This window comes from Microcystis ichthyoblabe FBCC-A1114 (assembly GCF_050500245.1).
In the GTDB taxonomy this organism is placed as follows: Bacteria; Cyanobacteriota; Cyanobacteriia; order Cyanobacteriales; family Microcystaceae; genus Microcystis; species Microcystis ichthyoblabe_A.
In genome coordinates this window covers 3,716,933-3,741,719 of the sequence record NZ_CP191408.1, presented here as the reverse complement: position 1 = coordinate 3,741,719, position 24,787 = coordinate 3,716,933, and the positions used below count along the sequence as shown (strand labels likewise).

Below are 24,787 nucleotides of genomic sequence, written 5' to 3'. Positions count from 1 at the left end.
AATTGTTAAGCAACAATCGACCAAATAGGTCGAGTTTGTAACTATTCTGATTGCTAGTATCCCTTGAAATTCTCACAAGGATCACAAAATTGGCCAATTGTCAATAGCGTTTGAGATGCGCTCACCCCCGGTGGTGAGGATGTCAAACAATCATCAAAAATAGCAGCGGTTGCCCCCTAGTTCTATAATCAGATCACGGCTAATTTGATTGGCTATCGACCCTATTCATGTCTATCTCCCCACCCCGTTCCGGTTACACTTTGCCGGTTTTTGCCTGTGCCAGTGCGATCGCATCTCTCCAGCATCTCCACGGCGAAAATGAGCTAAATTCCGTTACTTTTAATCTTTTAGAACCGCCAGAAACCGTTACAATTGCCATCGAACAAGTTGCCCAACTTAACCCCGATGCTGCCCTAGCTATCACCCGCAGCGATCCGGGGGACAATTTAGATTTAACTAGAAATACCCCTATATGGGCGTTAGTAGAAATAAAGACGGGTAATCAAGAGATAGAGATTCAAGGCGGCGAAGGAATCGGCCTACAGATTGATAATGGCGGAAAATCAGCTATTTATAGTTATGCCCAGCGTCTGCTGCAAGAAAACCTCAGACCCCTGTTACTGCCCCAAGAAAGCATCAAAGTGACGATTATACTTCCAGAAGGCAAAAAACTAGCCACAAGGACTTCTAATGCCGCTTTTGGCGTGGTAGAGGGATTATCTTTGTTGGGTACCACTGGCATTTCCCAACCCCTCAGCGCTCCCGGACAGTTGGAAATCTTTCGCGAGCAATTAAAAATTTTATCCCGTCGTTTCGATCGCTTGGTGTTTTGTATCGGGGAGAATGGCTTAGATTTAGCCCCTCAAATGGGTATTAATCCTGATATTTTGGTAAAAACAGCCAATTGGATCGGGCCGATGTTATTAGAGGCACAATTACAGGGAATCTCTGAAATTCTTTTGTTTGGTTATCATGGTAAATTAATTAAACTTGCCGGGGGAATCTTTCAGACTCACCATCATCTCGCCGATGGTCGTCGGGAAATTCTCACCGCCTACGCCGCTAAAATGGGTTTAGCTACCCCCCATCTCCAGCAAATTTTTGACAGTAGCACCAGCGAAAACGGTCTGGAATATCTGCGTCAATTAGACCGGCAAACGGGAGATAATTGGGTGGAACGCATCTATGGAGAAATGGCTAATACTATCGATCGCCGTTGCCAAGAATACGTTTATAACCACAGTAACGGTCATCTTGGGGTCGGTTGTATTTTATTCGATCGCTCTCGTTCTTTGATCAGCAAAAGCGAAAATGGCCTTAAATTTTTGCAAAATCTACCAGTTACTCCCCAGTGACTGTGCTATGATCGTGGGAATATTTAGGGCTTGCTGAAAAAGTACGGGCGAAGCATTCGGATAGAAAATCTACGGTTTCACCGATAGGTTATTGCCCGAATGCTTCGCCCCTACAGGACGCGGGCCGATGAAGACGCAAGGTTTTGAACGACGATTCTCTCAAAATCTTGCACCTGTTTCGCTCGTAAAGCCCCAAAACCCTTACTTTGCCTACATTTCACATTTATTCAGCAAGCCCTATTTAGTCTTAAAAAATGAAACTAATAAGGCCATACTATCGTATCTTATTTTCAGAACAATAGCCGATTTAGTTTACAAATCTTTAACCTTTTCCTGCCAGTTTCTTTTTTTGATCGTAGTGACAACTCAAACCCCCCTTCCCACCCCCCAAGAGACTTTGCCCTCAGAGTCCTTCACTAATAGCCTTAATCGTCAAATAATCATCATTCTTGACTTTGGCTCCCAGTATTCTGAATTAATCGCCCGCAGAATCCGGGAAACGAACGTTTACTCCGAAGTTCTCTCCTATCGTACCAGTGCCGAACAATTAGCCCAAATCAACCCGAAAGGAATAATTCTTTCGGGCGGTCCCAATTCCGTCTATGATCCGGGAGCGCCCCACTGTGATCCCGAAATTTGGAATTTAGGTGTACCCATCCTCGGAGTTTGCTACGGGATGCAATTGATGGTACAGCAGTTAGGGGGCAGGGTAGAACGGGCAAAACGGGCCGAATACGGCAAAGCATCCCTATTTATCAACGATCCTACCGATTTATTAACCAATGTCGAGGACGGTTCCACCGCTTGGATGAGTCACGGGGATTCCTGCGTGGAATTGCCTGCGGGTTTTGAAATTCTCGCTCATACCGATAATACCGATTGTGCGGCCATTGCCGATCACGAGAAAAAACTCTTTGGAGTGCAGTTTCACCCGGAAGTTGTCCATTCTGTGGGAGGAATCGCCTTAATTCGCAATTTCGTCTATCATATCTGCAAATGCGAACCCACTTGGACCACGGAAGCTTTTGTCGAGGAATCGATCCGAGAAATTAGGGCAAAAGTGGGCGATAAGCGAGTTTTATTGGCTTTATCCGGCGGTGTGGACTCCTCTACCTTAGCATTCCTCTTGCATCGAGCGATCGGTGATCAACTAACCTGTATGTTTATCGATCAGGGATTCATGCGTAAGGGTGAACCAGAACGATTAATGCAGATATTTAACGAGCAATTCCATATTAGAGTCCAGTATGTCAACGCTAGAAAGCGATTTTTAGCGCAAGTGGCCGGTGTCACCGATCCCGAAGAAAAGCGCCGTCGTATCGGCCATGAATTTATTCAGGTGTTTGAAGAAGAATCGAATCGTTTGGGACCCTTTGATTATCTGGCCCAAGGAACTTTATATCCCGATGTGATTGAATCGGCCGATAGTAATGTGGATCCCAAAACCGGGGAAAGAGTAGCGGTTAAAATTAAAAGTCATCATAACGTTGGTGGACTGCCGAAAAATCTCCGGTTTAAATTAGTCGAACCCCTGCGAAAATTATTTAAGGATGAGGTGAGAAAATTAGGTCGATCGATCGGTCTTCCGGAAGAAATTGTTCGTCGTCAACCTTTCCCTGGCCCCGGTTTAGCGATTCGCATTTTAGGGGAAGTCACCGCAGATAAATTAAATATTTTGCGCGATGCAGATTGGGTGGTGCGCGACGAGATTAATAAGCAGGGAATGTATCACGATTTCTGGCAAGCTTTCGCGGTTTTATTGCCTGTCCGCAGTGTGGGAGTAATGGGAGATCAACGTACCTACGCTTATCCTATTGTCCTACGTTTAGTCAGCAGTGAAGACGGAATGACTGCCGATTGGTCCCGGGTTCCCTATGATTTATTGGAGACAATTTCTAATCGTATTGTCAATGAAGTTAAGGGAGTTAACCGCGTGGTTTATGATATTACTTCTAAGCCTCCCGGAACTATAGAATGGGAGTAGTATTGAATTATTGATTGATTGTTATTCCCGTCCAAATATTGGGGCGGGATTTTTGCAGAATAGACAATTGAGGAGATTAATTACTACCATGACACAGTTAGAGATTTTAGAAGAAATAGAAGCGGTGGATTTTGCGGAAGAAGAAGAAGATATTGAAGGAGAATCAGCAAACCAAAAAAAGCTACAACTCAAAGAAATCTCCGAGACTGTTGTTGCTGGAAGTGATTGGACTACCGCAACGATCCGCGATCAATTAATTCGAGAAAATATTCAACTCAATCCGCACTTTCAAAGACGAGATGCTTGGAATATTACTCGTAAAAGTCGATTTATTGAATCCCTAATTCTAGGGTTTCCAGTCCCACTGATTGTCTTAGCTACTAATAACAAGGAAAAAGGGAAATTTATCGTTCTTGATGGCAAACAACGCCTACTAACAATTTTACAGTTTTATGGTGACAGTGACACACCTAATAATAGTTTTACTTTAAAAGATTTAGAATTTTTAGATAATCTCAATGGCTGCCAATATCAAGATCTAAAAAATGACTTCAATTTAAATGATTTCTTAGACCAACTGGATAATCAAACTATCCGCACGATTGTTATCCGTAATTGGAAAACGGAGAGTTTCCTCCATAAAATTTTTCTGCGTCTCAATCTGGAAAATACCCCTTTGTCTTCTCAAGAATTAAGACAAGCATTACACCCAGGAGGTTTTATTAATTTTTTAGATGATCGAGCGATCGAAAGTCAAGCATTAAAGAAAATATTTAAATCTTCCTATCCCGATTTCCGGATGCGCGACACTGATATATTATTGCGTTATGTAGCTTTTCATTATTATTTATCCGATTATCGCGGTGATCTTAAAAAATTTCTTGATAATGCTTGTGTTTCGCTTAATGCTCGATGGGATCAAAACTCAGAAGAAATCAAAAATATTATTGATCAATTTGAAAAAGCTGTCCAGACAACGATTAATATTTTTGGAGAGAAAAACTTTTCCCGTCTCTGGCTGCCTGAATCGGCAACTTATCGAAGTCAGTTCAATCGAGCAATTTTAGATGTGATGGTTTTTTACTTTTGCGATGATCTAATGAGAGCAGCTGCCGAGACAAACAAAGAACAGGTAGAAGAAGCATTTAAAAGTTTATGTCGTACTGCCGTTGATCGATTTAAAAATGCTGTATTAATTAGTACAAATACTAAACAATCAACCTATGATCGTTTTCATTTATGGGGTCAAGCTTTATCAAAAGTATTAGATATTAACTTCAATATTCCTCAGATGGAAGACAATCGTATTATTTTTAAGGGGTTAAGATAGTTAGTTTTTTTACTATGCCGAAATCTCTGAGATTTAGACAACTAACCAAAGAGTTGAATCGACTAAAAAAACAATTACTACCTCGTAAATTTAGCGAGATAAATGAATATTCTGAAAGACAATTAGCTTTAACTTTTGCCTATCGAGTTTTTGCTCATGCTGAGATTGAATCTTATCTTGAATATCGAGTTTGGGATACAGTACAGACAGCAAAAAAAATTTGGGATAATCAAGGTAAAGCTAGTGGAGTTTTGTTATGTGTAATCGCTTTTTCTGGTCAAGAAATGGAAGCTCCTCCCGACACCCTTACTCCTCTTAAAGGTAAGAAAAATCTGCCTGAAGATAAACTAAAAATAACTAAAAAAATTGACATAGCGATTAGATGTTTTAAATCAGTTATCGATCAAAATCATGGGATTAAGGAAACTAACCTATTAAAATTACTCTTACCAATCGGCATCGATAGTGATGACTTAGATAAAGTTTGGTTAGCCAATATGAATACTTTTGGAGAAGAACACGGTGAAATCGCTCATTCTTCGGGAATAAAAACGAAAAAAACGCCTAACCCTGCCGACGAATTAGAGAGAGTTAAACAAATTATTCAAGAATTAGAGAAAGTCGATCAATTGATTACTAACTTGCTCAAGTAATTCCACTCTTAATAAAACTTAAATTGTTAATTATATCAGAAATACAGTATAATAAAAGGCAGACAATAGAGAGCTAATCATCAAAGTGAAACATAGACCAATTGCGATCGATTTATTTGCTGGCTGCGGTGGGATGTCCGTTGGTCTAGAAGCGGCGGGATTTGATATTGCTGTAGCGGTGGAGTTTGATGCAGTCCATTCCTTGGTTCATCATTTTAACTTTCCCTATTGTCAAACTATCTGCCGGGATATAGCCAAAGTAACAAGTAGAGAAATATGGGAATTATTAAAACTAAAAGGCTATGCCACCGATGTTAGTTTAATTGCTGGTGGTCCCCCCTGCCAAGGTTTTTCATTAATTGGTAAACGACAAATAGATGATCCTAGAAATTCTCTTGTATTTGAATATCTGCGGATTGTAGGGGAAATTAAACCCAAGTATTTTATCTTTGAAAATGTTCCCGGCATGGCGACGGGTAAACATAAACAATTTTTAGAGGAGTTAATCTCTGAATTTGAAGCTATTGGCTATACAATTAATCAGCCAATTAAAATCCTTGATGCCAGTGAATATGGCGCACCACAAAAGCGCAGAAGATTAATCTTAATTGGTAGTCGAAAAGACGTGCCGATGGCTAAATATCCTTTGACAAAGACCGTCGATTTAAACTCAGCCAAAAAATCAGCTTTTACCAGCGTCTATGATGCGATTTCAGATTTAGAATTAATACCGGCCTTTATCGATACTGATTTAGGCATACCCGCATCAAAATTAGATTATAGTGGTAAGAGGAAAAAATATTCAGTGCAGCCAGGGGATATTTTTAAACTTTGCCATCAAAGAACAGTAGATACAAAAATCTATGGACATATAGGCTCAGTTCATACCCAAAGATCAATTGATAGATTTATCATAACCGAACCGGGTACAGTGGAACCAAAAAGTCGCTTTTTCAAGCTTTCTCCCACTGGTTTATGTAATACTCTCCGGGCCGGAACTAATAGTGACAAAGGGGCCTATACTGCTCCTAGACCCATTCACTATTCTATTCCTCGTTGTATTACTGTACGAGAAGCCGCCAGATTACATACATTCCCCGATTGGTTTCAGTTTCACCGCACAATATGGCATGGTTTTCGCGAGATTGGTAATGCAGTTATTCCGCTATTATCGAAAGAACTTGGCTCTTCTGTGATGGGAGCAATGAATATTAATCCAGCCAATTTCGACCAGCTTATTTTGGAAAAAATGCCCGAAGACTTATTGCTATATAATATGTCTCAGGCATCAAACTATTGGGGAATCTCTGACGATGTTATCGCGAAAAGAAAACGAGGTGTATCTTAGAGATAGTACGATTAACTGCCAATCGAACTTGACAAACTCGCTCCCATCTTCTCACTCTCCTATACTTTTTAAACAGAATTTACTATCATTTTTATTATTCGGGAACCGTCCACCAAGCGAGAGCAAAAGCTTGTTCTTTCTCGTTAACTTGTTGACGATATTGAACCCGAATTTTATAGTTTCCAGAGATGGGGACAGGACAAAAAATATGCTCTAAACTATCACTATCACTCAGGGAAGCACAGGTGTATTTAGCATTATTATCCTCCTGAGCAGGTAAAAGATAAACATCTAAATTATTCAGGCCGCGATCCTGGAAACTTTCATCGATATCATAGAGATTATTACGATTAGTATCGATTAATTCTACCAAACGATCCCAAGCTAAAGTTATCGAAACAAAACTATTAGCTTTTAAGGGATTCTCTAGGGCATAATCTTGATAACCATTAGCGGTAACTGTAGTGTAATCCCAACCAATAGCAGGAATAGATTCTGCGGCCGACCATTGACCATTACTAAACTGTTGGTAGGCGCGAAAAGTGTTAAGATGTCCCGTCCCCATCTGCATATCTAAAGGAATTTTCGGATCTTTATAAGCATCGGACTCTAACCAAGTTTTTTGGTCTTTAGTTAAGACTGTCCGTCTCATACCTAACCGTAACCCATCCCCCGTATCTTTAATTTTATCGGCAGCATTAAGCATAACTGCCTTCATCACTTGATGATGACGAGAATTGAGACTCCAATGGGGATTTTTTTGATTAATTTGTTGATCGCCGTATTCTTGTAAAAGTGCCACCGATGCCGTAATATGAGGAGCGGCGAAACTGGTGCCACTAACAGTATTTAATTTACCTTTGAGGTCATAAAGCTCTATTTTATTGCCGGGAGCAACTAAATTAATTGACCGTCGCGAACCATCATTAATTTCCCGTTTAATTAAACTGCGACCAATACCCACCGGCAAAGCACTAATATTAGCAAAATCAACTTTAGTGAATTTTCCTTCTCTTGTCGCTGTATAAGCGGTAGTAATGCCGTTAAAATGATCGGTGGGAATGGGAATTCCTCCCTTACCTTGATTACCGGCAATTACATAAAGAACATCCTCAACTCGCGATGACCAATCAACACATTGAGTTAATAAAGCTTGACCATCTAATTTTGGTTCCTGTCGTTGATCTCTTTGCAAAGATTCCCCAAAACTAAAGTTAATTGCTCGCACATCACCGCTATTTTGTCGGGCAATATTTTGACTGGTAAGACATTCTTCCGGTTGTCCGCCGCGTCGCAAAGAACCCACCGCCCCCGAATATAATCTCGCTTTTGGGGCCACTCCGGGGATTTTTTTATCATCACTGACCATCACCGTTGCCACCATAGCGGCGTGATTATCTAGATAGGTGTTGGGTTTGGCAATTTGATCGCGAAAAAAAACACCAGCTAATTTATAGGGAGGCTGCCAAGCCGCCACTTTATCATAACCGAACTGAGCCGGTCGTCCGATTTCCACTTGACCGATGGCAATTTTTCGCCCTAATAAATTATAGGGTTCCGCCCGCAGGCGATCGGCATAAATTCCCTGTTCACCGATGGAATTAGAAAGAACTAGGGAAGGAAGCAGAATTATCGTTACTACTAACCCGACGACAAACCAAAACCCTCTTTTCATCATCAGCAATCCTGCGGCAGTAAGGTGATACCGATCCATTCTAAGACAGAAATCTCAGAAAATACCCAAATCTCTTTTTTGGCTAGGTGGGATGGTAATAAAAAGCCACTGCCAAGATTAAATAGGTGGCTAGTAATAGGGTTCCATCTAACCAATTGGAACGACCGGTAAAGCTGATTAAATTAGTGACAACCACCGCTACAATCAAAGCCACCACGTTAAAGGGATTAAAATTTAAATCCATCGGCTGCTGCCAAAATTGACCGATAAAAACTAATAAAGGTGCCACGAATAAAGCCACCAATAAACTATCACCCATAGCCACGGAAACCGTTAAATCCATCTGATTTTTTAGGGCTAATTGAGTGACGGTAACTATTCCAGAAACATCGCTAATTAAAGGAATAAAAATCACCCCGATAAAGAGAGGAGTGAGATTAAATCCTTCCATCACCGATTCCACTACATCAACAAATAAATCCGACTCATAGGCTACAGCTACGGTGGAAGTAAGCAGCACAAGTAACCAAATCCAGACTTGAGCTTTTTCTTCCTCACTAACCTGATTGTCGGGGGTATTTTCGTTACTTAATCCCACTTCGTAGAGATAGCTATGGGTTTTCAGGGAAAATAATAAAGTTAACCCGTAAACTATTAATAAAACCGTGGCGGTGACTAGGGAAAGACTGAGAATATCGGCAACTTCCACCACGTTAGAAGTATATATTACCAAAGTTGGTAAAGCGATCGCTATTACTGCTAAAGTCATGGAAGAACCATTTACCCGCGCTAAAATCGGTTTAAATTCCTGCTCTTTGTAGCGAATTCCTCCCGTGAGCATTCCCATGCCCATAAATAATAATAAATCGCTGAGAATACTGCCAGTAATACTGGCTTGTACGATGTCCACCAAGCCTTTTTTTAGGGCAATTAAGGCAATAACTAAAGTGGTAGTATTGCCAAAGATAGCATTAACTAATCCTCCCAAAGTTGGCCCGGTTACTACGGCAACTCTTTCCACAGACGTACTTAACCAAATTGACAGGGGAATGATCGATAAAGCGGCAGTAATAAAAATAGCTTGATCTCCCCAATTAAGACGACTAGCGACCACCGATAGGGGAATAAATAATAGGAAAGCAAAGGAGACAATTTTTCTTAAATTCATGGGTTATTAATGGCAATTTCTCCCACCATTCCCGCTTCGGCATGACCCGGAATAGTACAGATTAATTTATACTTACCAGTTTTGAGAGGAACTATCACCCATTCCGCCTGTGCATTAGGTTTTAATTCTAGTTCGTGAATTGCCCCTTTAATCTCCACTTTTCCCGCTTCAACTTTCTGGGTCCAACTAGCATCAGCGAAGTCTTTAGCAGTAAAATAATGTTTAGTAGGACTGGGATTATCGAGGATTAATTTGTATTTTTGTCCGGCAATAAAGTCTAATTGACTAGGAAAGAATTTTAATTCTCCTTGCCCGGAGCCTAGACTAATTTTAACTTCTAGAGGGGCGGATGCAGCGAAGGCGGGAAAAGTCACTAACCAACAACTAATTAAAACTATTACTACTGCCACAAATTTTTGATAGATATCCTGGACAGGGAAGTAGGGATTAGAATTCATTTTGCTCCTGCAGCTTATAGAGAAAATCTGGCGGCTTTGACGATAATTTTAGAACAAGTGGCGATTCTTAGCGGCTCTCTTCCCTTCCATTCCCTCAAAGTCCCTTGGCCACTGTTCAAACCTCGGGACTTCTAGCCACTGTCAGTTAAATCGACAAAATTAATCTAAGCTATCGGGAGAATGGGGATAAAGTTGTTCTGCTTCTGGACAATCTTCCGAGACATTAATATCAGGATTCGTCCGCGACACGGAGGCCAGTTTTCTGCTCACCGCACCGATACTTTCTAAACGCACCATTTCTTCCCAAGAACTAATCTCGTCTTCTTCTTCTGTTTCGTAGCGAATGGTGACGAGATCGCTTTCTAGATCGATAATACGAGCATTATCAATCCATCTTTGCTGATCGCGCAAGAAAATGCAGACTTCCTGACCATCCATACAGAATTGATAAATCTTGCGGTGTAACATAAATTGCTCCTAAACAGCTTCTTTTGTTGAATTCAACTAACGGGAAGTGAAAAAATGCCAATCTCAGCAATAGCTCAAGAATTCCCGTGGGTAACACAAAAAGGAGAAAAATTCCGCTAGTAGTGGCAAGAATGGGAAAGGAAAGTCAGGTTTCCAGTTTGGGACTACGTTCTTCAAAGACATCGATTCGATTAATAGACGGCCTCGGCGATCGGTAAAAAATCGCCCTTATAGAGTCATTGTTACATAAATTTTCACTTCATAACAGTATCTGTGGATGGAATCGGGAAATGGGGAGATAGGGAAATTTCCACTAAAACCTCAACACTTAAACCCCCTAACCCCGATGCTGATTTAAAATAGCCATCATCTTTTCGGCCACCGCTGCTGTTTGTTCAAGCATGGCAAAATGACCACAATCGGATAACTCAATCACGTTGCCGCCAGTTTCAAACAAGGGATGAAAACTGGCCAGATGGTTAACGTACTTAACTTCCATAATCGTATCCTCTTTCCCCGCCAGAAAATAGACCGGCTGCGGGAGACGGGAGACAATCTGGGGTAAAAGATGAACTTCGCTGATAGTGGTGGTTTCCAAAAGTGACCCCAGGGCCGCTTGGTAATCGGCCCGGACAAAATCAATCACTCGCTGTTTGCCCCATTTTTTACTTAGGGTTTGCTTGACCATCATCCGCGAGAATAAAACATCAATCAAGGGAACACGGGGCAACCAAGGCGGTCTTCTCTCTAAAATCTGTCTTCCGGCTTCCCGAAATCGCTCAAATTCCTCCTTTAGATAGATGCCGCCGCCGGCATTCATACAGATTACCCCTTTAATGCGTTCAGGACAGCTATCCGCGGCCCACAAAGCAACACTACCACCGAGGGAATGACCGACTAACCAAGCAGCATCGAGGTTTAAGCGGTTAAGAAGGGTAATAACGTCTTGGGAGTAGGATTCAAGGTTATAACTGCTAGGAGGACTGTTAGAGGTGATTTTTTGGGAGTCGCCAAAGCCCCGGAGATCATAAACTAGACAGGGATAGTCTGGGGAAAGAATATCTACCAAAGGCTGCCAGTAGTGACGACTCAGCAGCCAACCGTGTATAAAGACTAAAACCGGTTTATCCGCTTGGGGCGAAAATAACTCGTAACTGTGGGATACTCCCGATATGTCGATGGTAGGCATATAATCAATCTCAACCTAAGTTAAACCGTTGATAGGGGTTACTAGGGAAACTTCTAGAGAAAAATCGGTGTATTTAGCCTTGTTTATAGAGCAAAATCAGGGAAGCTTAGGATTTTCCCTGATAGCTGATCAATCAATGCTATAGACAATTTCAAAAGCTTCTACTTTAAGTATAAAACACTGGGGATACCTCCCTAAAATAGGATGACAACCCTAGACCAGGATTTATCTATGAAATGCGATCGCTTTTTAACTCTTTCCCTCGTCTTCAGTCTGGGATTAGTTTTTCCCCCCTCTTTACCCGCTCAAAATCCCCCCGCTACCACTTTTCAACCGGGTCCTTGGCAGCCTGTCGCTAGGGTGAATATGAGTCGTCCTGTGGAGATTAAAATCATCAATCAAACCGATATTGACCTCAATTATGACCTATCGGCCAATATTGATTCCTCTCCCCAATTATTATCTCCTGGTACGGAGACAACCCTAAAAGGTTTCGTAATTCCAGCATATATTCTGATTAATCGGGCTAATGCCGCCTCGGATCCCGATTCTTCTAGTTTAATCTATGCCGTAGAAGTCAATAAAGATAATTTAGTCACGATTACTGTTACCAAAGTTCCGGGGAGTACCCCCGGTTATACCACCTTTAACCTCAATCAACAGGGTGCTATTTATATTTACTAGCTCTAGCTGAGGGCGATCAGACTACAATTATATTATCGCGATCGAGATTTATTTGAGATCGATCGACAATTGTAACGTTTTAGTCAATTAACGGTAATTTCCGCCCCAGGAAAGTTAAATTAATAGGGATATAACTCCCAAATTAAGTAGCTGGTTATAATTAAATTAAAAATGGATTTTAGGTTCGATCCCCCCTAGCCCCCCTTGATAAGGGGGGAAGCCGAAGGCGGGGGGATCCCCCTTGATAAGGGGGGAAGCCGAAGGCGGGGGGATCCCCCTTAATAAGGGGGGTGACGATCCCCCCTTAGTCCCCCCTTAATAAGGGGGGCATCTGATAATTTTTCAAGCCTACCTACTTAGCCTACAAAAGGTTAAAAAATCTCCTACAAACCTAGCGAGGACAAACATGAATACAATCACTAATTTTTTAGCTAGTGCTATTGTCGGTGGTTGGATTATGACCATGGCAGTTTTTGCTATCCAAAATATCCAACCAGTTTCTTTAAAGTTTCTACAATTTGAGTCAATTAAAGTACCCATCGGCATTTTATTGGCTTTTTCTTTGGGAATGGGATTTTTTATGGCCGCAGTTATTCCCGCTTTTTTCAGAAAGTCGAAAAAATCTCCTCGCAGTCGCTTTTCTCCCCCAGAATCGGGGTTAGACGAGTTTGATTTTTAAATAGGGTCTGCTGAAAAAGTTTTTCCTGGGGGTAGGGTGTGGGGTGTGGGGTGTAGGGTTTTACCGATTTTCAGGGGGTCAATTACCTAATTTTCAGGGAAAAAGTGCCTAAATTTCCCCCCCGATCACCCCAAGGTCTGGCACTTTTTGATGGGAAAAAAGTCTAAAATTCTTATCCAACAAGGTTTTTAGATTTATTCAGCACACCCTAAATAGTCTTTTGACTGGCTAATTTATCGGTTCTCTTAGGGTTTGGTGGGTAAAATGTGTTCTAAGATACAGTCTTGCCAGCGAGCGACTGGAACGAACCACAAAGACACAAAGGACACAAAGATCGATCGGTCTTATATAAGTTAAACTGGTCGCAACGCGCTCGCTACGCGAGATCACACCAAGAACAAGAGAGCCATTTATCGGCAGCATCCCGGGTGTATATTGTAGGAGCTAATTGCATTTTGTACTTTAAACAACATTATAATTTTTGATAGCTGTTCTGACTCTCTCATGAATAGAAGCAAATAAACTTCCTTGCCATAAATAATTAAATTTATTTTCTGTGATTAGATTGAGACAATTTAAAATTCGCTTTTCCCAGTCTTTTTGATTGTAAGTATCTTTTCCCCAAGCTTGATATAATTCCTTCTCACTAATGCCACCTAATTTGTGAGATAATCGATTTCTAAGATTACGCAATTCTGCAGAACCCCAATCCTTTAGATCGACATTAATAGACAACTCAATTACTCGTTGTTGATTGCGACTGTCTAATAATATGTCAGTTTTATTTGTCCCATTAACAAACAATATGCTCAAATCAGGATACTTAGTTAAGACCGAAGATTGTAAAGATGAATAAGTATATTCAGAATTAACCATATAGTCTTTAAATTCATGTTTTAAACACTCATAAATTAAGCCTTCTACCGCTCGGAAACTATGAAGCATAGCCTCGGTTGTATTTTTTTGTTTTAGTCTAACTACTGCGGTATAAGCTTGTTCATAGGCCATCCACCAATATTGTTGATGCTGCTCTTTTTGTTGATTATTGAAACTAAAAGAAGCGGATTGAAAAAAATCTTCAAATTGTCCTTGATTCCAGCTTACTCCAGATTTAATTAGAGCATAAGTTTCTTTCCATTTTTGTTTATTTTGTTCATAGTAAGGTTTAACTAAGTTCTGAAGACCAGCATAATCATAGCGTTCTAATAATTGTAGGGCTTGTTGTCGAGTGCGATCCCAAAGATAGTTAGTCCCTAAAAAAGGCCCTGTGTAATCTGAAGAAATGCCCTTTTGATTGTCATGAGGAGTGGGAATAAATTCATAGAATTTAATATCGTTTCCATAAAAACTCAATCCCGAAATTCTCGACGCTTCTGAAGCTTGCCCCACCCCACCTTTTAAGCACAATAAAATGGGTTGATCGGGTTGAGGTTCTATATTTTCTTTCCATACTTGTTGCCACCAACGGAACATTTTCTCGAAGTTAGAAGGGTTTTCATCATTTCTACCTATATAGAGAATATTTACTACCAAATCAGAATTTAATTTATTTAGCCAATACTTAATTAATTCTCCTGAGTAAAGAGTATCTTTTTCTCTTTCTTTTACTGTTTCATTTTGATCAGTTACTACTAAATAAACTTTTTCGAGATCATTGATTTTATCTTCCAAAAGTTTACCCAGAATGACTGGTTTTACTTGATCGCCATAATATTCAATGTTTTCCCAAAGGTATTGGGATATTTCTCGAAAAGATGATTTTTCGGTCAGAGCTAAATCAGACACTACTTCTATCTGTTCTCCGAGAATATCACCTTTCATGCGATCATCGCCAATATTATACCAGTCACCAGTGGTGACTTGAAACATTAAATCTCTGGTTCCGATCGTTGCAACTAAAATTGATTTCATGAGATTATAAAGGGAATATTTGAGCGAAATTTTGAGGACTTGTATTACTTCTTAATTGCCTGATAAACTCTTGACGTGGATTCAGATTAGCACCAAATACAGTAACTATCTGGTAATCTCCTAAATCAGCAATCCACACGGGAGAAGGTTTAGCTCCACCACTGACTTTACCACAGAGATTACCATCACATTCTCTTTGACCATTTTTACCGGTAATTTTCAAAGTATCACTGTGAAGAATTGCTAAAGCATGGGGTTTACCTCTTTGTTCATTTCCTGCACAGACAAAAATTTGACAATTACTATCGGCCGCATCAATCCAATTACTTTGAGAAACTTGACCAGCTATCCTTAAATTATTAGAGTTTATATTAGTGCCAGTAACTTGATTTAAAGATTTATAAAAATCTCGCAATCTTTGCTGAAATTGTTGTTTAAACCCCTGCACATTATTGGGCATTGCCCAAAAATCTTCTTCACTGTCAATATAAAATGTAGAACCACGAAACCATGGGGCGCTTTCACGACTTTTGCGAGAATAATTAGGTCTTCTCGCACCTTGACCAATACCACCCATATTAGCTAAAAACCAAGTCAAATATTTAGCTAATTTTTTGACAGCTTCTTGTTTATCTTTTGGAGTTTCGGAAGACAAAGATAAGACTAAAGTTCCCCGTTGTTCACCACAGGGATCATTTTTACCCTGAGGATTGGTTCGAGGTTCTTTTTGGGTAACTTTACCCTCAAGAATATTCACTTGTAGATAACCGTATTTTTTAGGATTAATACCGCCAAATAATTCAGATTCAATCTCTTGAACACCGTATTTTTTAGGATTAATACCTCCAATTAATTTAGCTTCAATCTCTTGAACTTTGTTAATAGGTAAAACTCCAGATGCAAAAACACGAAACCAGTATCGCATCATCGATTTAAAGGCTGTCGGACGAACTTCTGCAACGGGTGCGCTCCGCATTTGCCATTCATTGCGTCGCTCATTCCATTGCCATTGGGTGAATCGTTGATAACCATGAATTAATTGACCTTCTAGCTCAAAATCCAATCGATAAAATTCCGATTCTAATCTTGGGTTTTTTCCAGATAAGATCAATTGTCCATAACCTGTATTGACTTGTGAACCTATGCCAAGCTGTAAACCTTTTTTCAGCCATTGTTTTACCTGTTCAAGTATCTTTTCATCTTGACAGTTACTAGCTGGACGTAAACCAATTAAAAAAATTGTTTCTTTGAGAGAGAAAAAAGCATTAGGGTTAGGAGAATATTCTAGAGAATCATCTTTCCATGACCAAATATTATTAGCCATGTCCATTTCTAACCCCCCGTTTTTAGAAGGTAAAGGATAGGCATCAAAAAAGACAACTTTACCCGTTTTATTTTTTTTCTCTTTGGCGTTTATATCACCAAAATAGGGGGCGATTTCTTTTTCCGCGTCTTTCCATTCCAGATTATTTTCCGCCATGATTTCTCGGATGGCTTGGTTTCTGGCAACACCCCGCAATGTACTAGATGGAATATAGGGCATTCCGAGGGCATCAAAGGCAGGTAAAAGAATACTTTCCGGTCCACGATGACCACCGACACGAATACGCCAAGTGGATTTGACTTGAAAAGCGATTCCGTCTTTCGCTAACAGTTGGGTACGTTGATTGAGTTGCTCAAGACGCTGAGTATAGTTAGCATTTTCTTGGGCTGTTTGCAGAATTTGGGTTTTAGTCGCATCTTTGTGTGGATAGTCGGCAGCACGCATCCAACGGAGATATTCGACAAAACTGGCTGATTGGTCGGGTTGAGGTTCGTTTTCGGGGTCTAACCACGGTGAGGGTGGAGGAGGATTGTTATTGCCGCCACCGCCGTTATTATTACCGCCGCCACCCCTAGGAGGCTGTCTGGAGGGTTGGTTGTTATTTGTGGGTTTTATAGCTTGATTTTTTAGGGTGGGTTTTTGAGGGCGATTAGGACGTTGTAAGGGGCTATGGGACATAATAATTATAATTTCCTTTCTAGTTCAATGAATTATAAAAACTGTGGTGACAATTTACCTGAGTTAGTCCCCACTTTCCACATCGGAATAGATGGCATTAGCCCAGAAGCTAAATTCTTGGGCGATTTCCAAGCCTAAACCCGTTAGTCCTAGATAATCATCAGTGGAAAGTTTTTTTAATGTGTCTAATCCTTGTGGGTTGGCTATATTCCGGTTGTTCGAGATTTCTTCAAGACACTCAAAGTATATTTTAACAACTTCTCGCTTGCCTTCTTTGTCTTTACTAATAGCAGTTTCTTCGGCTTTTAGGCGCATCATTCCCCAAGTAGAAAGATAGGTATAAAGTTCAATAGCTTGATTTTTTTGTTCTTTGCGGCGACTATTATCAGCAGTGGCTGAGGACAATTTTTGCAAGGCAGTGAATACGGGATTGCTAATCGTTCTAGGGTCGAATGTCATGGTTATTTTGGCTCCAAAAGTTAAAAAATATTACCTGACCAAAGGGTATCAAGAGAGATAACAATATCGGGAAATGCGGCAGCGGATAAAGTTCCTGTACTAAATTTTTCTTGATATTGATAATCAGAATTTATCGGTTGACGGAAAACATAAATCTCTCGATTTTTGATGGCAACTACCCAATATTCTGCAATACCAGCTTGGGCATAGATATGTTTTTTTTCGGTTAAGTCTTTACTGAGAGTTGAGTCAGAAATTTCGATTAACCAAAAAATTTCATCAGCATAGGGATGATGATCTCGATAGCGAGAACGAGGGGGAAAAACTACAGCGATATCGGGTTCAGGTTCTGAGTTTTCTAAGGTAATGGGTCCAACTTCTCTTACCCATGCTTTATCCTTGAGACGTTGACGGAGAAAGTGGGCTAATCCTTCTCCACTGTCTTTATGTAAAGGGCCTTCTGGACTCATTTCGAGAATATCTCCATTCAGTAATTCTACACGCCGATCGATTAAAATTCCCGCCGCAATCATGCGATGATAATCGACCACTGACCATTTAGCTAAGGCAAGATTAGCTGTCATAAATTACCTCTACCATTGTTGCACAAAACCACGTCCTAAACTTTCCTGTCCACCGATTTGTAGAATGTCATTATCTGCTAATAACTGTTTAAAATCAGCTTGGGATTGTTGTCTGGTTCCATTAGCTTGAGAGGTAATACCCCAAGGAAAATACATTAAGGTGTCGGGGGGAATAGCTTCTTCATAACGAAATCCTCCATCGACGGATTTATGCTCATCTAATTTAATTTTAACTTGTCTCCATAAACTCATTTGAATTAGAGTCGTGCAATGCTGATCGGGTAATACTAAGACTTTATTAATGCCACTGCTGACAGAGTTTTTGGGAATAAAACTTGGCCAATTTGACCAGTCTTTTAGATCATCGACCTTGAGAATGGCATCCTTGAGATAAACGTTGGTGTTGGCCTTTTTAAAACTACAGCTATATTCGGGGGGAATTGTCAGACTAGGATTAGTTAATCTTGTCCAACGACGAAGAAGTAAAGGAGAAGTGATCCAGACGACACCGTGACTAAGGGAAGGGACGGGCAACCAGAGAATCGAACCATCTCCTATCCAGATGTCTCCCTGTTCCAAGTTTTCTGCACCTTTATCGATTTCATTACCGAATAACTTAAATTTTAGGTTTTCTTCGGTAGCTAAAGAACGGATTTTCCCGCGAATTGTACTGGAGGGAATATAGGGTAAAGTGGTATGGGATTCACGAGCAATACCCACTAGATTCCCCTCTTGAGTGGTTCCTCCTGTGTGTAGGGGAGAAAGTAGATAAAAGTGGATTAAGTTCATGATTAATTATTCTCCTTTATAGTTGATCCAAAGTAATTCTGAGTAGCCTAATTTGCGCCAGCGTTGGTGATATTCGGGACTATTGGGCTGCTCTTGAAATAGGCGATCGGGTTGATTTAAATAGTATTGACTACCGGCGGGGGCTGCGAAGACTTGGGGAGCGGGAATGCTAGTATTTTCTTTTGATTGAATGCGGCAACTGATCGGGATAGCTCGATCGGTTGCGACACTGACTAGATTGCCCGGTTTCTGATTACTATTAACAGTATGGGCGAGTTTCCATTCCCAGGGCCAAGAGCGACAAATGGCTTGATTATTATCGTGACGGCGTTCAAAAATACCGGGGGTAACGAGATAGGCGATCGCTTTATTTATTTGTTTAAAGTTCTCCTCGGATTTTTGTTTTAACTCTTGCCATTGTTGACCTAAATTATCGCATTTTTCCAGTATAACTCGGTGTCCTTCTCCTCCTAACCGCAAAGTTGTGGGAGTGGGAATATTAACATCAATTCCGATCGCTATACTCCAACCGGGTAGCATTCGGATCGCTTTTTCCACAAAGTATCCATCGGCATCTTCTACCTGTTTACTTCCCGGTTTCATGGCATTATGGGAACGAATTTCTTCTTGCCAGGGTTTATCTTCTCCTTTGTGTTTTACTAACCATTGAGAGGGATCGATCGCTCCTGTTTTTAAATAATCGAGAATAACTTCAAAAGGTAGATACTGACGATATTTACTTTCGTTCTCTTCTTCCTCTTGATTTTCTCGATTTTGGCAATTTTTGTTAGGTTTAGCCTTAGCTAAGGGGGCAGGTTTCGATCGATCCCAAAATATATGGTTTTCTGAAATCGTTAAATTATCACTCCAAGAAACAGGAATTAATGGGTCAGAATTGGCGAATCCTAAAGGACGGGGTAGATATAAAGTATCTCCAGCAAAAGATAGGAATGGACCGGTGATTTTAAAATAACTATTTTTAGAGCGATCTAGTAAAGCACTTAAAGCACCGGCGATCGTGTGACCGTTGGGGGGAAATGTACTTCCGGCCCAGGCTCTTTCTCCTGGACTAAAGGGTTTGGCATCGCGTAGGAGAAGAACATCTAGGGGAGTGATTGTGTACCAATACATTAAATGGAACCTCCGATCTTAATCTCTCTTTTTCGAGTCATAAAAGCCGCTAGTTTCATCCAGCTACGCACGGCTTCGTTAAGATCATTAGGATCATTTTCCGTGGTTAACCAAAGATGTTTGAGAAAGTTGCTTAGGTCTTTTTGAAAAGCTTCTCTGTTCTCTGTTGTTAGATTTTCCCGACGGCTAGAGAACGCCTTGACCCAAACCTCGATCGCTTCTATCATTGGTATAGGATGCTGTTGCCAAAGGCCGGCCACTGCCTCGAATAAACTGGCATCGGAATTACCGGCGAGAAGTTGTTGCCATTGATAAAAAACATCAAACTTAGCCGTAGATTTTAGGACGTTACCGTTACCGTAGAGAACGCGCACTTGTACAGCATCTTTTTTGACTTTTTTGCCGTCAAAGCCTTTATAGGCGTGTTCCTTGGCTTTTTTCTCGGCTTCCCAGAGATTTTCTAGGGCGATAGCAAGGGGTACGGAATGATGAGCGATGACAATACCGAAACTGATAGTCGCCCGCTTTCCCATGGTAAATAGGGGACGTTTGGAGAGATTTTCGGCAGGTTTTTCGCCTTCCCATTGCCAATAGTCACCGGCGTTCTTAAATTCCCCATGGGGGTCTTTTTCTCCCTTAAAACATTGCTGGATATCCCATAACCATTTATCCCATTCCCAGAGATTAGTATAGGCGAGAACATCATCACCGCCACCATAGATTAAGCGTCCTGCATAGCGTTGTTCGGTGAGGTAGGGAACGAGTTGATTAGAGAAGTCTAAAAGGGCGCGACTGAGGGCGCTATGGGTAGATGGTCCCATGCGTTTATCGAGGGTGACAAAATCGCCAAAAGCTTTTTGTACTTCTTTTTCTAGGGTATCGGTTTCGGTCGGGGGATGATCGGCGTATTGATGAAGTGACTTAGCGATATATTCTCGATAGGGTTTCATTTCTTGGCCTTTTAACCATTCCCCCATTCCGTCACCGTCTCCTCTGGCGATAACATACCAATCAGCCGGGTTATTGTGGGGATAGTTTTGGTCAATTAATTGGCTTAATTGATGGCGATAATTAGCCATTTCTTCATCGGTAATCTCTAGTTCTTCTACTAACCATCCCGCATTGAGAAATCGAGGGTGATAACGTTTATATTCTGGTTCGATGTGATCGTCAATGTAGGGGATTCCCCAGGGTTGGGTAAGTGCCGGGGGAATCTTTTTCCCGTCTTCTCTTAACCTACGCGAGATGGTGCGACAAACTCGATGAAAATGGTCGAGATCACCGCCTGTTTTGAGATAACCGGCGACTCCCACGGTTAAATCGGGATAAGCGGCATCTAGACGCTTTTGGTCGCTATTTTTTAAGAGTTTTGGCAGGATTAGGTGTAATCCGCGTTTAACGGTTTCGGTGGCGTTGAGTTGTTCGATCCCATCGAATAATCCGGCATTTCGTTGCCAATATTCTTTGCTTGCTTTTTCGCTAATCCAATCGTTGTTACTATCGGGATGGACGACGGGGCCAAGTCCAGAAATGGTGGAACGGGGGCCGAAAGCGGTGGGAATCTGCCAATCGCGGGCGTTTTTGACGGCAGCAAGGGCCGAACGGTTTTGATCGAAAGCACTACTCCACCAAGAACCAACATTAGAACTAAAGGGATGTTTTTTCCATTTCTCAAGGCGTAGTTTTCCAGCTTTTTGCAGAAATTCCTGCTCTTTTGTTAAGAATAAAGCCTTGTCGCCACTTAGATTATAAAGTTCGTTTTGTTTGTCTCGCCAGCTTTGCGCTTTTTCTGGGTCTTCGGCTTGATTTTCGGCACTATTTTCGTTTTCTTGGTAAATTTCGCTACTGGTGAGGAGTTGGTCTTCTCTACCGATGGGGACTCCCACATAATAGGTTTGCCATTGGGCATTTAACCAACTGTCCCAGGTACGACTATTTTCTTTTAATTTGGGCATCCAGTGACGTTCTCCCAATTCCTCGAAAACTTGCCGACTAATTTCTTTCCATTCTTTTAATAAACTAGATTTAGCGGTTTGCATGGCCGCTGCCACCTTATCTTTGGGCAAGACGAGGATAATAATGTTGGGAAATCCGGCGGTTAGTAATTGTCGATCGCTCGGTGGGTCGATCCAGGGTTTAAAATCGGGATATTTCTCTAGTAACCATCGATCGATTAAGGGTTGTGCGTAGAGAGAGGGATAGATCAAACTATCAGGACCGTATTGTTGGGCCAGTTGCCAGCAGACTTGAGCAGATAGATAGTGCAGAATCCAAGAACCTGCCCAAAAATCGCGCATTTTGCGGCTGGCTTTGATTAGTTCTTGCACAGGGGAAAAGGTGAAACTAACGAGATAAGCGTGGGATAATTGTTTTCCTGTCGGCCATTTATTGACCACATCCTCGGAGGTGAGATCATATCCCGCTAGGGCCCCGGCGATGGCCGCCGTTAAACTGGCATGACTCCAGATCGATCCGTCCGGTATTCTGGTTTCGGCGGGCATTAAAAGCAGATTTTCGTCATCGAGTAATTTCGTCGCCGCTTGGGGAAGACAGCGCCATAACCACCAAAATAGTTCTTTAGCTTCGTTTTCTGAGATTCCTGTGCGTAATCTGGCGGGAATTTGGTTAAATAGTTGGTTTTCCTGTTCTTTTAAGTAATCTGTGCGGTTAGAAGCGATTTTCTTATGGGTTGTGTCGGCTAATTTGAGATCTAAGGGTTCTCCGGAGAGGAGGTGACGCAATTCTAGACCTGTTTCTCGATCGTAGTTAACGAATTGGGTTAAACTACCGATCGCCGATCGATCGCTGGCTGAGGTGATATAGTCAGCTAGTTTGATTTGTTTGAGAATTGTTTTAGTCGATTTTTCGGGGTTATGTTTTCCCCACAACTTCATTACTTCTAAATCTCTCCAGAAGCTGTTATCACCGCGTCCTGAGTTGCTATGTAGGGCTTTGAAGACGGGATCGTGTAGTAGTCCCCAGATTTTCGCTTGCCAGTATCCTAGGGCCATAAACGCCTCAACTCCTTGCTGACCGATGTTCTCAGTATATCAATATGCCTTAGGAACCTCTAGAGATAACACGATATTTTGAAGATTTTTCTAAAAAGCTTCAAAAGCTGATCCTGTCTAAGTTTCTGGTGGTATGAATTTTTTACTATGATTATCGTCTGTTGGGGGAGAATATCGATCGACCAACATTTGCGCCGATCGCCAGTGTTTTTCCGCCATTTCTGGGGGAGAGAGAATCTGGGCCTGTTCGAGATAGCGCTGTACCCACCAGAGAAATTCTTCCAGGGAACGGGACGGGAGAGCGATGTGGTAATCGATCGAGTTAAGGATTTTCGTCTGCGGGTCGATCTGGGGATTTGTCAACTGCTGCCGGGGGTGACGTGCTTCTCCCTCCCGGATAAAGTAACTCACAGGATGAAAAAAGCGAACTTTAACGGTAATTAGGGTTAATTGTGCCGCTAATTCCAATTTTTGCGCTGCTAAATCCCCCAAATTCAAGCCCCAGCCATTTTTAATCAGTTTGTGGGCATTATTGAGGCTGTGGCGCTGTTCTTCGAGGGAGCGAGAGGGTTCTGGGAGGATTCGACAATGACCGGCGAAACGATTGAGGCGGCCGATCGCCAGACAGCCATCGGGATAGGTTTCATAGAGGAGATACCAGCCAATGTCACGGTAAATTAACTGGAGGGGATAGATCGGGAAGGGCCCGGTAAATTTCTTTTGATAGGGATCGATCGGTCGGGCGATCTCGATTACCTCTCCCCGGACAATGGCCTGTTCTAGGGTGTCGATTTTCTCGTATAAAGTTTGGCGATATTTTCCCCGTTCCATCATCTCTTCCGGATCGGTATAGTTGATCGGTCGATCGAGTTGTTCCCAGACGGGATAGAGAAAGTCAGCCCGGGAGCCGAGTGTAAACCCTTGAAGACGGCGATCGAGTTGGTGATAGACCTGACGGATTCTCGGATCACCCTGATAGAGGGCCCGGGAGCGGAGTGCATCAAAGGCGATTTTAAGTTCGTCGGGACTCATAACCCCGGTGCCGAGATAATACCCCCAGCGATAGATGTGGCGATCGAGAATTTTGTAATCCCGTAGGGTCGTTATGTCTTTTCTCAGGGTGGCAATGGAGGGATATTCCGCGGGCCAACCGAGGGCGAGGGTGGCGGCGAGTTCTCTCACCCGTTCCTGTACTTCCGTTAATGCGTTGTGATCTTTCCCCGAATGGTAATTTTCCGAGGGATCGAGGGTTTGATAACCGACTCCGGGGTGTCGGACGAGGGTGGCGATCAGGAGCATAAGTCGCTGGAACTCGCGACTATCTCGTTCACGCAGTGTTCTTTCCCTAGGGGATTTGGGGTGCTGAGTCATACAGATGCAATCGGTTCAGTCAAGGGGAAAGCCGATATAAATTTACTTCACTCCGAGGGCTAGAAAATCCGATCAGGACTGGAAAAATCAGCCGCTCGATCGAGGGGTTAAATTATTGGCTTTTTAGGGTATCATCGACTAGCGACGGATAGGGGTGGGAGCAGATAACCTCGGTTTCCGGTAAAATCCCTCGATCTACCACAGGATAAGGGTTTTGTGGTTTATGGGGTTGACTGTGCGACCGTATCTAGCTATAATTAACTTATCCGTCGCAACTGGCTTCCGAACCCCAATCCTGTTCGGACGTTTGCCTACCGGCTCTCTCTACTCGCTAGAGAAATTAATTGAATGGAAACCGTCCCTTTGTGATTTTTAATTGGGCGTTTAATCGAGTTCTCTCTACTCGCTAGAGAAATTAATTGAATGGAAACAGTGCGATAGCCTGACGGAATAGGAAGGTAAAAAATCTCTCTCTACTCGCTAGAGAAATTAATTGAATGGAAACTTCAAGGTCGCTATCGATAAATACTTGAAAAGA

The 24,787-nt window shown here is 41.8% G+C and carries 20 protein-coding genes and 1 CRISPR repeat array (1 of these 21 only partly in view); of the genes, 7 read left to right on the top strand and 13 right to left on the bottom strand.

Annotated elements, in window-relative coordinates; genetic code table 11:
• The first annotated feature begins 227 nt into the window (after window positions 1-227).
• From cbiD to ACQY1Y_RS18080, 5 genes are all read left to right on the top strand, one after another.
• The gene (cbiD, locus tag ACQY1Y_RS18100) at window positions 228-1,355 is read left to right on the top strand and encodes a cobalt-precorrin-5B (C(1))-methyltransferase CbiD (protein WP_430013281.1); all 1,128 of its coding nucleotides are present in this window, start codon (window positions 228-230) and stop codon (window positions 1,353-1,355) included.
• Between the two features lie 358 nt (window positions 1,356-1,713).
• Complete coding sequence (gene guaA / locus ACQY1Y_RS18095) at window positions 1,714-3,339, top strand: glutamine-hydrolyzing GMP synthase (RefSeq protein WP_430013280.1); 1,626 nt, start codon at window positions 1,714-1,716, stop codon at window positions 3,337-3,339.
• Window positions 3,340-3,427: 88 nt separating this feature from the next.
• On the top strand, window positions 3,428-4,669 hold the full coding sequence (locus ACQY1Y_RS18090) for a DUF262 domain-containing protein (protein WP_430013279.1): 1,242 nt from the start codon (window positions 3,428-3,430) through the stop codon (window positions 4,667-4,669).
• Between the two features lie 14 nt (window positions 4,670-4,683).
• Window positions 4,684-5,322, top strand: coding sequence for a HEPN domain-containing protein (locus ACQY1Y_RS18085; RefSeq protein WP_430013278.1), 639 nt, complete (start codon window positions 4,684-4,686; stop codon window positions 5,320-5,322).
• A gap of 85 nt (window positions 5,323-5,407) precedes the next feature.
• The gene (locus ACQY1Y_RS18080) at window positions 5,408-6,670 is read left to right on the top strand and encodes a DNA cytosine methyltransferase (RefSeq protein ID WP_002737923.1); all 1,263 of its coding nucleotides are present in this window, start codon (window positions 5,408-5,410) and stop codon (window positions 6,668-6,670) included.
• A gap of 94 nt (window positions 6,671-6,764) precedes the next feature.
• Here the strand turns inward: ACQY1Y_RS18080 and ACQY1Y_RS18075 are convergent, their stop codons facing one another.
• From ACQY1Y_RS18075 to ACQY1Y_RS18055, 5 genes are all read right to left on the bottom strand, one after another.
• Window positions 6,765-8,384, bottom strand: a complete 1,620-nt coding sequence (locus tag ACQY1Y_RS18075; protein WP_042790774.1) for a S8 family serine peptidase — start codon at window positions 8,382-8,384, stop codon at window positions 6,765-6,767.
• 43 nt (window positions 8,385-8,427) lie between these two features.
• Window positions 8,428-9,513: a calcium/proton exchanger gene (gene cax / locus ACQY1Y_RS18070; protein ID WP_002735957.1), complete on the bottom strand. Its 1,086-nt coding sequence runs from the start codon at window positions 9,511-9,513 to the stop codon at window positions 8,428-8,430.
• Entirely contained in the window at window positions 9,510-9,971 is a 462-nt protein-coding gene (locus tag ACQY1Y_RS18065; RefSeq protein ID WP_002735338.1) for a cupredoxin domain-containing protein, read from the bottom strand. The genes cax and ACQY1Y_RS18065 overlap by 4 nt, the downstream gene beginning before the upstream one ends.
• Window positions 9,972-10,130: 159 nt before the next feature.
• Window positions 10,131-10,439 (bottom strand): DUF6679 family protein, encoded by a 309-nt coding sequence (locus ACQY1Y_RS18060; protein WP_002735547.1) that lies wholly within the window; start codon window positions 10,437-10,439, stop codon window positions 10,131-10,133.
• A 337-nt stretch (window positions 10,440-10,776) separates the two neighbouring features.
• Window positions 10,777-11,628, bottom strand: a complete 852-nt coding sequence (locus ACQY1Y_RS18055; protein ID WP_002736085.1) for an alpha/beta fold hydrolase — start codon at window positions 11,626-11,628, stop codon at window positions 10,777-10,779.
• A 231-nt stretch (window positions 11,629-11,859) separates the two neighbouring features.
• On the opposite strand from ACQY1Y_RS18055, the gene ACQY1Y_RS18050 reads away from it, so the two are divergent.
• Window positions 11,860-12,312: a hypothetical protein gene (locus ACQY1Y_RS18050; protein WP_002737059.1), complete on the top strand. Its 453-nt coding sequence runs from the start codon at window positions 11,860-11,862 to the stop codon at window positions 12,310-12,312.
• A 406-nt stretch (window positions 12,313-12,718) separates the two neighbouring features.
• Window positions 12,719-12,991, top strand: a complete 273-nt coding sequence (locus tag ACQY1Y_RS18045) for a lipopolysaccharide assembly protein LapA domain-containing protein (protein WP_002751442.1) — start codon at window positions 12,719-12,721, stop codon at window positions 12,989-12,991.
• 462 nt (window positions 12,992-13,453) lie between these two features.
• On the opposite strand, the gene ACQY1Y_RS18040 is transcribed toward ACQY1Y_RS18045, so the two are convergent.
• From ACQY1Y_RS18040 to ACQY1Y_RS18005, 8 genes are all read right to left on the bottom strand, one after another.
• Window positions 13,454-14,902 (bottom strand): hypothetical protein, encoded by a 1,449-nt coding sequence (locus ACQY1Y_RS18040; protein ID WP_430013277.1) that lies wholly within the window; start codon window positions 14,900-14,902, stop codon window positions 13,454-13,456.
• Between the two features lie 4 nt (window positions 14,903-14,906).
• Window positions 14,907-16,904, bottom strand: a complete 1,998-nt coding sequence (cmr6, locus tag ACQY1Y_RS18035; protein ID WP_430013276.1) for a type III-B CRISPR module RAMP protein Cmr6 — start codon at window positions 16,902-16,904, stop codon at window positions 14,907-14,909.
• Window positions 16,905-16,967: 63 nt separating this feature from the next.
• Window positions 16,968-17,363, bottom strand: a complete 396-nt coding sequence (locus ACQY1Y_RS18030; protein WP_016515600.1) for a hypothetical protein — start codon at window positions 17,361-17,363, stop codon at window positions 16,968-16,970.
• A gap of 20 nt (window positions 17,364-17,383) precedes the next feature.
• Complete coding sequence (locus ACQY1Y_RS18025) at window positions 17,384-17,947, bottom strand: Uma2 family endonuclease (RefSeq protein ID WP_430013275.1); 564 nt, start codon at window positions 17,945-17,947, stop codon at window positions 17,384-17,386.
• A gap of 9 nt (window positions 17,948-17,956) precedes the next feature.
• Window positions 17,957-18,736, bottom strand: coding sequence for a type III-B CRISPR module RAMP protein Cmr4 (gene cmr4 / locus ACQY1Y_RS18020; protein WP_002751432.1), 780 nt, complete (start codon window positions 18,734-18,736; stop codon window positions 17,957-17,959).
• A gap of 6 nt (window positions 18,737-18,742) precedes the next feature.
• A complete protein-coding gene (locus tag ACQY1Y_RS18015; RefSeq protein WP_430013274.1) occupies window positions 18,743-19,867 on the bottom strand; it encodes a type III-B CRISPR module-associated Cmr3 family protein in 1,125 nt (374 codons plus the stop codon).
• Window positions 19,867-22,878, bottom strand: a complete 3,012-nt coding sequence (cas10, locus tag ACQY1Y_RS18010; RefSeq protein ID WP_430013273.1) for a type III-B CRISPR-associated protein Cas10/Cmr2 — start codon at window positions 22,876-22,878, stop codon at window positions 19,867-19,869. Before cas10 ends, ACQY1Y_RS18015 begins: the two co-directional genes overlap by 1 nt.
• 117 nt (window positions 22,879-22,995) lie before the next feature.
• Window positions 22,996-24,249, bottom strand: a complete 1,254-nt coding sequence (locus ACQY1Y_RS18005) for a helix-turn-helix transcriptional regulator (protein ID WP_430013272.1) — start codon at window positions 24,247-24,249, stop codon at window positions 22,996-22,998.
• A 320-nt stretch (window positions 24,250-24,569) separates the two neighbouring features.
• Window positions 24,570-24,787: a CRISPR direct-repeat array (repeat unit 36 nt; unit sequence CTCTCTACTCGCTAGAGAAATTAATTGAATGGAAAC) (it continues 705 nt past the right edge of the window).

Bases quoted from the DNA above. Each gene is read 5' to 3' on its own strand.
- cas10 (WP_430013273.1), bottom strand. From the start codon at position 22,878: ATGGCCCTAGGATACTGGCAAGCGAAAATCTGGGGACTACTACACGAT.
- cmr6 (WP_430013276.1), bottom strand. From the start codon at position 16,904: ATGTCCCATAGCCCCTTACAACGTCCTAATCGCCCTCAAAAACCCACC.
- cmr4 (WP_002751432.1), bottom strand. From the start codon at position 18,736: ATGAACTTAATCCACTTTTATCTACTTTCTCCCCTACACACAGGAGGA.
- ACQY1Y_RS18025 (WP_430013275.1), bottom strand. From the start codon at position 17,947: ATGACAGCTAATCTTGCCTTAGCTAAATGGTCAGTGGTCGATTATCAT.
- ACQY1Y_RS18030 (WP_016515600.1), bottom strand. From the start codon at position 17,363: ATGACATTCGACCCTAGAACGATTAGCAATCCCGTATTCACTGCCTTG.
- ACQY1Y_RS18005 (WP_430013272.1), bottom strand. From the start codon at position 24,249: ATGACTCAGCACCCCAAATCCCCTAGGGAAAGAACACTGCGTGAACGA.
- ACQY1Y_RS18045 (WP_002751442.1), top strand. From the start codon at position 12,719: ATGAATACAATCACTAATTTTTTAGCTAGTGCTATTGTCGGTGGTTGG.
- ACQY1Y_RS18060 (WP_002735547.1), bottom strand. From the start codon at position 10,439: ATGTTACACCGCAAGATTTATCAATTCTGTATGGATGGTCAGGAAGTC.
- ACQY1Y_RS18050 (WP_002737059.1), top strand. From the start codon at position 11,860: ATGAAATGCGATCGCTTTTTAACTCTTTCCCTCGTCTTCAGTCTGGGA.
- ACQY1Y_RS18065 (WP_002735338.1), bottom strand. From the start codon at position 9,971: ATGAATTCTAATCCCTACTTCCCTGTCCAGGATATCTATCAAAAATTT.
- ACQY1Y_RS18040 (WP_430013277.1), bottom strand. From the start codon at position 14,902: ATGAAATCAATTTTAGTTGCAACGATCGGAACCAGAGATTTAATGTTT.
- ACQY1Y_RS18075 (WP_042790774.1), bottom strand. From the start codon at position 8,384: ATGGATCGGTATCACCTTACTGCCGCAGGATTGCTGATGATGAAAAGA.
- cax (WP_002735957.1), bottom strand. From the start codon at position 9,513: ATGAATTTAAGAAAAATTGTCTCCTTTGCTTTCCTATTATTTATTCCC.
- ACQY1Y_RS18015 (WP_430013274.1), bottom strand. From the start codon at position 19,867: ATGTATTGGTACACAATCACTCCCCTAGATGTTCTTCTCCTACGCGAT.
- ACQY1Y_RS18055 (WP_002736085.1), bottom strand. From the start codon at position 11,628: ATGCCTACCATCGACATATCGGGAGTATCCCACAGTTACGAGTTATTT.
- cbiD (WP_430013281.1), top strand. From the start codon at position 228: ATGTCTATCTCCCCACCCCGTTCCGGTTACACTTTGCCGGTTTTTGCC.
- ACQY1Y_RS18085 (WP_430013278.1), top strand. From the start codon at position 4,684: ATGCCGAAATCTCTGAGATTTAGACAACTAACCAAAGAGTTGAATCGA.
- ACQY1Y_RS18090 (WP_430013279.1), top strand. From the start codon at position 3,428: ATGACACAGTTAGAGATTTTAGAAGAAATAGAAGCGGTGGATTTTGCG.